Consider the following 7,952-nt stretch of genomic DNA (forward strand, 5'->3'; position numbering starts at 1 on the left):
ATGGCCTGAGCGAGGGTGAAATCAACGAATTGATCGCACAAGGCGCCGTGTCTCAAGCCAGTTGAGACACCTTACAGATCAGCAGGTGTTCAAACCCGCTCGCTCACCCAAGCCTGCACACTGGCCAGCGCTGTGGGCAAGGCTGCCGGGTTGGTGCCACCGGCCATGGCCATGTCGGGCTTGCCACCGCCTTTGCCGCCCAACTGGCCTGCAACAAAGCTGGCCAAATCACCCGCTTTGACTTTGCCCACGGTGTCGGCACTCACGCCAGCGGCGATCTGCACCTTCTCACCGTCCACAGCGGTGAGCACGATCACGGCGGTTTTCATCTTGTCTTTGAGCTTGTCCATGGTGTCGCGCAGGGTCTTGGCGTCCGCACCTTCCAGCTTGGCTACCAAGAGCTTGATGCCCTTGACGTCGATGGCTTGCGTCATCAGCTCGTCACCCTGGACAGAAGCCAGTTTGCCTTTGGCGGCAGACAGTTCTTTCTCAAGCGCCTTGACCTGTTCGAGCACTTGCGCAATGCGGGCGTTCAATTCGGCCGGTTGCGCTTTGAGCGTGCCTGCCGCTTGGGTCACGGTGTCTTCGAGTGACTGCAGGTAAGCCAAAGCGTTTTGGCCCGTCACCGCCTCGATGCGGCGCACCCCAGCGGCCACGCCGCCTTCACTGACGATCTTGAACAGGCCAATGTCGCCCGTGGCTTTGACGTGGGTGCCGCCACACAGTTCGCGGCTAGAGCCGATGTCGAGCACGCGCACGGTCTCACCGTACTTCTCACCAAACAGCATCATCGCGCCGGTTTTCTGGGCGCTTTCAATGTCCATGACACGCGCTTGGGCAGCGGCGTTGGCCAAAATTTCAGCGTTGACTTGGGCTTCGATTTGGCGGATTTCGGCATCGGTCACGGGCGCGTTGTGTGCAAAGTCAAAGCGGGTGCGCTCGGCATTGACCAAGCTGCCCTTTTGCTGCACATGGCTGCCCAGCACTTCGCGCAGGGCTTTGTGCATCAGGTGGGTGGCGGAGTGGTTGCGCACGGTGGCGGCACGTAGGCCCAAGTCCACATGGGCTTGCACTGCATCGCCCACCTTCAGGCTGCCGGAATTGATTTCACCGTGGTGGCCAAACACATCGGCCTTGACCTTGAGCGTATCGGCCACCTTGAACTGGCCACCCGCGTTGTGGATCATGCCTTGGTCGCCCACCTGACCGCCCGACTCGGCGTAGAACGGGGTCGTGTCCAACACCACCACGCCTGATTGGCCAGCTTTCAGCTCGGTCACGGCGTTGCCGTCGGCGTACAAAGCCAGCACTTTGGCGTGGGCCGTCAGGTCGTCGTAGCCCACAAAATCGTTGCCCGCGCCCGAATAGTCGAGCGCCTTGTCCATCTTGAACTTGCCCGCCGCGCGGGCCTGGGCTTTTTGCTTTTCCATGGCGGTGGCAAAACCGGCCTCGTCCACGCTCAAGCCGCGTTCGCGGCAAACATCGGCCGACAGGTCGAGCGGGAAGCCATAGGTGTCATGCAGCTTGAAGGCCACTTCGCCCGGCAGCACTTTCACGCCACCGTCGAGGGCGGCGTCCAAAATCTGCATGCCGCTTTGCAGCGTTTCAAAGAAGCGCTCTTCTTCCACACGCAATACGTCTGCAATGCGCTCGGCTTGATCGGCCATGTTGGGATAAGCCGCGCCCATGAGCTTCACCAAATCGGGCACCAGCTTGTGGAAAAACGGGGTTTTCTGGCCCAGCAAATAGCCGTGGCGGATCGCACGGCGCACGATGCGGCGCTGCACATAGCCGCGGCCTTCGTTGCTAGGCACCACGCCGTCGCTGACCAAAAACGCGGTGGCGCGGATGTGGTCGGCGATCACGCTGAGCGACGGGTTGTCCAGGTCGGCGGTGCCGGTCTCGCGCGCGGCGGCCTTGATCAGCACGTCGAAGATGTCGATTTCGTAGTTGCTGTGAACGTGCTGCAAGATGGCGGCCAGGCGCTCCAGGCCCATGCCGGTGTCCACGCATGGCGCAGGTAAGGGTGTGACGGCACCGGTTTCGTCCATGTTGAACTGCATGAACACGTTGTTCCATATTTCGATGAAACGGTCGCCGTCTTCATCGGGGCTGCCGGGTGGGCCACCGGGAATGTGAGGGCCGTGGTCGTAAAAGATTTCGGAGCAAGGGCCGCAAGGGCCGGTGTCGGCCATCATCCAGAAGTTGTCGGACTTGTAGCGGCCGCCCTTGTTGTCACCAATCCGGATAATGCGGTTCTCGGCTTGGATGCGCTCAGGGGTCCAGCCTGCTTTGACAAAAATATGCTCCCAAATGGCATGGGCTTCGTCGTCTTCCAAATACACCGTGGCGTACAACTTGTCGGCGGGCAGTTTGTAGACCTGTGTCAGCAGTTCCCACGCCCACTCCAGCGATTCGCGCTTGAAGTAGTCGCCAAACGACCAATTGCCCAGCATCTCGAAGAAGGTGTGGTGGCGGGCGGTGTAGCCCACGTTTTCCAGGTCGTTGTGCTTGCCACCAGCGCGCAAGCAGGCTTGCACGGATGCGGCCCGCACATAGGAGCGTTTGTCAGAGCCCAAAAACACGTCCTTGAACTGGACCATGCCCGAGTTGGTGAACATCAGGGTGGGGTCATTACCCGGCACCAGGGGGCTGGATGCCACCACGGTGTGGCCTTTGGACTCAAAAAAGTCCAGAAAGGTCTTGCGGATGTCGGAGACGGAAATGGGGGCTTGGCTCATGGTGGTGATGGCTTTCAATGCAACCGGCCATTATAGATTTGAGGCAGGGCCAATTCCTGGCTTGCTCACGACAGTCCGCCCTCTGGGCATCGGGGTTTTGAGACTTTTGTGACAGACGTTGAAAGACACAAACGCTAAGCTTCGTGCTTTCATACAAGAAATGACCTGCACTTGCAGCTTCTGGAGACGCCCATGGACATGAAGACATCGCCCCTCGCCCAACTCAACGACCCCAGCCTGCTCAAGACCGATGCCCTGATCAACGGCCAATGGGTCAAGGGCAGTAGCCGTTTTGCCGTGACCGACCCCGCCACGGGCCAGCACTTGGCCGATGTGGACAATCTGGGCCCTGCCGATGCCGAAGCCGCGATTGACGCAGCCAACGCAGCCTGGCCCGCCTGGAAAGCCAAAACCGCCAAAGAGCGCAGCATCATCTTGCGCAAGTGGTACGACCTGCTCATGGCCAATCAAGACGATTTGGGCCGCATCATGACGGCCGAGCAAGGCAAGCCCCTGCCCGAGGCCAAAGGCGAAGTCGCCTACGGAGCGAGTTTTGTTGAGTGGTTCGCAGAAGAAGCCAAGCGCGTGAATGGCGAGACCCTGCCCCAGTTCGACAACAACCGCCGCTTGCTGGTGCTCAAGCAGCCCATCGGGGTGTGCGCGACCATCACGCCGTGGAACTTTCCGCTGGCCATGATCACGCGCAAAGTCGCACCGGCCTTGGCCGCGGGCTGCCCGGTCATCATCAAACCAGCCGAACTCACGCCGCTGACTGCGCTGGCCGCGGCAGAATTGGCCATCCGTGCGGGCATTCCTGCAGGCGTACTCAACATGATCACGGCGGATGCCGACAACTCGATTGCCGTGGGCAAGGTGCTGTGCGCCAGCGACGTGGTGCGCCACATCAGCTTCACCGGCTCGACCGAAGTGGGCCGTATCTTGATGGCGCAGTCCGCGCCCACCGTCAAAAAAATGTCGCTCGAGCTCGGCGGCAACGCGCCCTTCATCGTGTTTGAAGACGCCGACATCGACAGCGCTGTCGAAGGTGCCTTCGCCAGCAAATACCGCAACGCTGGCCAGACCTGTGTGTGCTCCAACCGCATCTATGTGCAGGAAGCCGTCTACGAAGAGTTCGCCACCAAGTTTGCCGCCAAAGTCAAAACCGCCAAGGTGGGCAACGGCTTTGAGGACGGTGTGAACCAGGGTCCACTGATCGAGCCTGCCGCACTTGACAAGGTCGAGCGCCATGTGAAAGATGCCATCGCCAAGGGTGGCCGCGTGCTCACCGGTGGCAAGCGTCTGGGTGGCCAGTTCTTCGAACCCACGGTGATCGCCGATGCCACGGCCGACATGGTCTGCGCCAAGGAAGAGACCTTTGGCCCGTTCGCGCCCATCTTCAAGTTCAAAACAGAGCAAGAAGCGGTCGACGCAGCCAATAACACCGAGTTTGGCTTGGCCAGCTACTTCTACAGCCGCGATGTGGGCCGCATTTTCCGCGTCGCCGAGGCGCTGGAATACGGCATGGTGGGCATCAACGTGGGCATTTTGGCCACCGAGCATGTGCCTTTTGGCGGTGTCAAGCAGTCGGGCTTGGGCCGTGAAGGCTCCAGCCACGGCATGGAAGACTATGTGGAGATCAAGTACCTCTGCGTGGGCGATATTCTGAAGTAAGACACCCGAGCGGCATGATGACCAGGCGATTGCGCCTGGGCATCATGGCAATGTGTCAGGCCCAAAGATTGAACGAAAAGGCACTTTGAACTCAAAGTCTTGCAGCAAGGCACTGTGGACCCAAGCCACCGAGTCAGCCCAAGCGGGCTCGGCTCGCATGCTCCACTCCACAAACGGTGCCAAATAAGGTTTGTCAGCCCACAGTGCCGGGCTGGCCACAAATTGGTAGGCTGGGGATGTCGTCCAGACGTTGCCAGGCCACCAGCTCAGCCCCATGCACAAGGCAACCATGGACGGCAACAACCAGAATTTGCAACGCTGCAGCAGGGCCTCTAGGCGGGCCAAGGTCAAAACCAATGCGACAAAGCCAGCAAAAAATTGGCACAGATTGAGCAAGCCAAACAACAAAGAAGCACCGAGCACCACTGGTGTCATGACCGTCTTTCGGTAAGCGGCCGACAGTTGTTCGGGGGTGATTTGGGGTGCAAAAAAACCCCTCATCAATTGCGCTGCACCCGAATTCGAATCCAAATCATCCGGCGATAAACCCGCCACCGAAGAGGCCCAAAGGGCACTCATGACCGGCCTGATGTCGGCTGGCGCAGGACTCCCCAACAAGATCTCTCCACGAAGCAAAATTCGGCCATTCAGCGCCTCCTGCGTACTGAGCTGGGAGTGCCAACTCATCATCAGGTCTTGCTGATCCGCACGGTCGACGATGGCATCGACCAGGGCTTTTTGAAGATGCCACATGGTGGTCAAACCCACCGCACAACACATCAGCAACAACAAGATTCTGGACTTCACGAACCGATCGAGCCAGCGCATCAGCAACAAGGCCAGACCCAAGCCCGAGACAACACGCCCCCAAAGCTCAATGTCGTGCAATTGATCTGGGGTGGTGGTCAGCTGCAAGTCACCCGCCAAGTCCAACAAACGGTGGTTGAAAGACAACTCCAGCACCGCATAGCAAACCAGCAAGGTCAAAAACCAAACTTGCGAATTGAGGGTCTGGTTTTTCAGATCGAGTGAACGCATGCGTCGATTTTAACTTTGCGAACCATTGAAAACGGCGAAGGTGGTGGATGCTGAGCGATTAGAATCAATCCACTGCGGGTGTCGTTTAATGGTAGGACTTTTGCTTCCCAAGCAAATAACGAGGGTTCGATTCCCTTCACCCGCTCCAACCCACCATGTCAAGCAAAAGGCCCCTCTCGGGGCCTTTTTAAGTGCAGATCAGACGGCTCAAAAATGCAATTTCACACCCGTTTTGCTTTGCAGTAACTCAGGCGTCACGCCCGGGGCCAGCTCCACCACTTTGAGGCCCGCGTCGGTCACGTCCATCACGGCCAAGTCGGTGATGATGCGGTCCACCACACCCACACCCGTCAAAGGCAATGTGCAGCTGGGCAAAATCTTCATGTCTTCCGTGCCATCTTTTTTCTTGGCCACGTGCTCCATCAGGATGATCACGCGCTTGACGCCTGCCACCAGGTCCATCGCGCCGCCCATGCCTTTGACCATCTTGCCGGGAATCATCCAGTTGGCCAAATCACCCTTCTCGCTGACCTGCATGGCGCCCAAAATCGACAAGTTGATTTTGCCGCCTCGGATCATGGCAAATGACTGCTCGCTGCCAAAAATGGAAGAGCCTTTGATGGTGGTCACCGTTTGCTTGCCCGCGTTGATCAGGTCGGCATCGACCTCGTCTTCCACCGGAAATGGACCAATACCCAACATGCCGTTTTCACTTTGCAGCCAGACTTCTTTATCTGCAGGCACAAAATTGGCCACCAGCGTGGGGATGCCAATGCCAAGGTTCACATAGAAACCGTCTTCCAGTTCGTGGGCCGCACGGGCGGCCATTTGATCTTGACTCCAGCTCATATCAAACTCCTGCTTTCTCAGTGATCGTGCGTTTTTCAATGCGCTTTTCGGGGTGCGCGTTCAACACAATGCGGTGAACGTAAATGCCAGGCAGATGAACGCTGTCCGGATGCATCTCGCCGGTCTCGACGATCTCTTCGACCTCGACCACACAAATCTTGCCCGCCATGGCCACTGCCGGGTTGAAGTTGCGCGAGGTGTAACGAAACTGCAAGTTACCGGACTTGTCGGCACGGTGCGCTTTGACAAGAGACACATCGGGCACCAAGGAACGCTCCATCACATAGGTCTCGCCATCGAACTCGCGCAACTCTTTGCCCTCAGCGACCAGGGTGCCCACACCGGTCTTGGTGAAAAAGGCCGGGATGCCCGCACCACCGGCACGCAGCTTCTCAGCCAGCGTGCCTTGGGGTGTGAACTCCAAAGCCAATTCGCCCGCCAAATATTGGCGCTCAAACTCTTTGTTTTCACCCACATAGGAGGCGATCATTTTTTTGATCTGGCGGGTCTGCAACAAAATGCCCAGACCAAAGTCGTCCACACCAGCATTGTTCGAAATGGCGGTCAGGTTTTGCACACCACTGTCCTTGAGCGCATTGATCAGGGCCTCGGGAATGCCACACAGGCCAAAACCGCCCACGCCAATCAACTGCCCGTCAGCGACGATGCCTTTCAAGGCGTCGGCTGCGGAAGGAAAAATCTTGTTCACGCCTATCTCCATGTGGTGTTTGAGATCGATACGATACTACGTAATGCGATACGTAGTATTTCGTAGAGACCGCCCCTGATCCACCTTGTTCAGAAAAAATGCATTGATTGATTGTTTGACCGATCACCGCCCATGAACACCGACATTGATTACCGTCTCGCTTTTGATCTGGCCCCCATCGGCATGGTGCTTTCTCGCAACAGGGCCATTGTTGATTGCAATCAGCGCGTTTGCGAAATGTTTGGCGTTTCTAGAGAGCAACTGGTTGGTCAGAGTTTTCAATTGCTCTACCCCAGCGCCGACGAGTACGAAAGAACGGGCCAGCGAATTGCGCCAATTTTGAACACCCAGGGTGTGTATGCCGATGACCGGATCATGAAACGGGTGGACGGTCGCTTCAAAGGTGAAACGTTTTGGTGCCATGTCACCGGACGCGCCTTGAACCGAGAAGCACCTCACGCGGCCGGCATTTGGACCTTTGAAGACCTTTCCGCGCGCAAACCCGTCAAAGCAGAGCTCACTGCCCGTGAACGAGAAGTGGCAGCCCAGCTGATGGCTGGCCAAACCAGCAAGGAAATAGGCAAAGTCTTGGGCATCAGTCACCGCACCGTCGAGATATACCGGGTCAAGCTGATGCGCAAATACGAAGCTTCCGGATCAGCGGATTTGATTCAAAAATTGATACGGGGCTGAAGAGATGCGCCATAAAAAAATCCCGCACCAAGCGGGATTTTGTGTTGTCGTGTTGACTGGAGGCGCGACCCAGAGTCGAACTGGGCTCGACGGATTTGCAATCCGTTGCATAACCGCTTTGCTATCGCGCCGAAAATTCAATCAAACAAAAGTGAAGAGTTTGTTTGACCATCAGAACATGGTGGTTCTTTGAAAATGGAGCGGGAAACGAGGCTCGAACTCGCGACCTCAACCTTGGCAAGGTTGCGCTC

6 protein-coding genes and 2 tRNA genes are annotated in these 7,952 nt (G+C 57.6%); 3 read left to right on the plus strand and 5 right to left on the minus strand.

All coding sequences use genetic code 11. The annotated features are described in order from the left end of the window. Positions 1 to 89 precede the first annotated feature (89 nt). On the minus strand, positions 90 to 2,741 hold the full coding sequence (alaS, locus tag ABWQ00_RS15365; RefSeq protein WP_353239534.1) for an alanine--tRNA ligase: 2,652 nt from the start codon (positions 2,739 to 2,741) through the stop codon (positions 90 to 92). 192 nt (positions 2,742 to 2,933) lie between these two features. On the opposite strand from alaS, the gene ABWQ00_RS15370 reads away from it, so the two are divergent. After that, positions 2,934 to 4,412, plus strand: coding sequence for an NAD-dependent succinate-semialdehyde dehydrogenase (locus tag ABWQ00_RS15370; RefSeq protein ID WP_353239535.1), 1,479 nt, complete (start codon positions 2,934 to 2,936; stop codon positions 4,410 to 4,412). Between the two features lie 42 nt (positions 4,413 to 4,454). Here the strand turns inward: ABWQ00_RS15370 and ABWQ00_RS15375 are convergent, their stop codons facing one another. Continuing rightward, complete coding sequence (locus ABWQ00_RS15375) at positions 4,455 to 5,450, minus strand: hypothetical protein (protein ID WP_353239536.1); 996 nt, start codon at positions 5,448 to 5,450, stop codon at positions 4,455 to 4,457. A gap of 74 nt (positions 5,451 to 5,524) precedes the next feature. Between ABWQ00_RS15375 and ABWQ00_RS15380 the strand changes: the two genes are divergently transcribed. Next, a tRNA-Gly gene (locus tag ABWQ00_RS15380) sits at positions 5,525 to 5,598 on the plus strand. 59 nt (positions 5,599 to 5,657) lie between these two features. Here ABWQ00_RS15380 and ABWQ00_RS15385 read toward each other — a convergent pair. After that, positions 5,658 to 6,299, minus strand: a complete 642-nt coding sequence (locus ABWQ00_RS15385) for a 3-oxoacid CoA-transferase subunit B (RefSeq protein ID WP_353239537.1) — start codon at positions 6,297 to 6,299, stop codon at positions 5,658 to 5,660. A gap of 1 nt (position 6,300) precedes the next feature. Beyond that, entirely contained in the window at positions 6,301 to 7,008 is a 708-nt protein-coding gene (locus ABWQ00_RS15390) for a CoA transferase subunit A (protein WP_353239538.1), read from the minus strand. Positions 7,009 to 7,140: 132 nt separating this feature from the next. Here ABWQ00_RS15390 and ABWQ00_RS15395 point away from each other — a divergent pair, with 132 nt between their 5' ends. Further along, complete coding sequence (locus ABWQ00_RS15395) at positions 7,141 to 7,701, plus strand: LuxR C-terminal-related transcriptional regulator (protein ID WP_353239539.1); 561 nt, start codon at positions 7,141 to 7,143, stop codon at positions 7,699 to 7,701. 57 nt (positions 7,702 to 7,758) lie between these two features. On the opposite strand, the gene ABWQ00_RS15400 is transcribed toward ABWQ00_RS15395, so the two are convergent. After that, positions 7,759 to 7,832 (minus strand) — tRNA-Cys (locus ABWQ00_RS15400). Positions 7,833 to 7,952 lie beyond the last annotated feature (120 nt).

Source organism: Limnohabitans sp. (assembly GCF_040400975.1).
Lineage (GTDB): Bacteria > Pseudomonadota > Gammaproteobacteria > Burkholderiales > Burkholderiaceae_C > Limnohabitans_A.

Bases quoted from the DNA above. Each gene is read 5' to 3' on its own strand.
- ABWQ00_RS15385 (WP_353239537.1), bottom strand. From the start codon at position 6,299: ATGAGCTGGAGTCAAGATCAAATGGCCGCCCGTGCGGCCCACGAACTG.
- ABWQ00_RS15375 (WP_353239536.1), bottom strand. From the start codon at position 5,450: ATGCGTTCACTCGATCTGAAAAACCAGACCCTCAATTCGCAAGTTTGG.
- ABWQ00_RS15370 (WP_353239535.1), top strand. From the start codon at position 2,934: ATGGACATGAAGACATCGCCCCTCGCCCAACTCAACGACCCCAGCCTG.
- ABWQ00_RS15395 (WP_353239539.1), top strand. From the start codon at position 7,141: ATGAACACCGACATTGATTACCGTCTCGCTTTTGATCTGGCCCCCATC.
- alaS (WP_353239534.1), bottom strand. From the start codon at position 2,741: ATGAGCCAAGCCCCCATTTCCGTCTCCGACATCCGCAAGACCTTTCTG.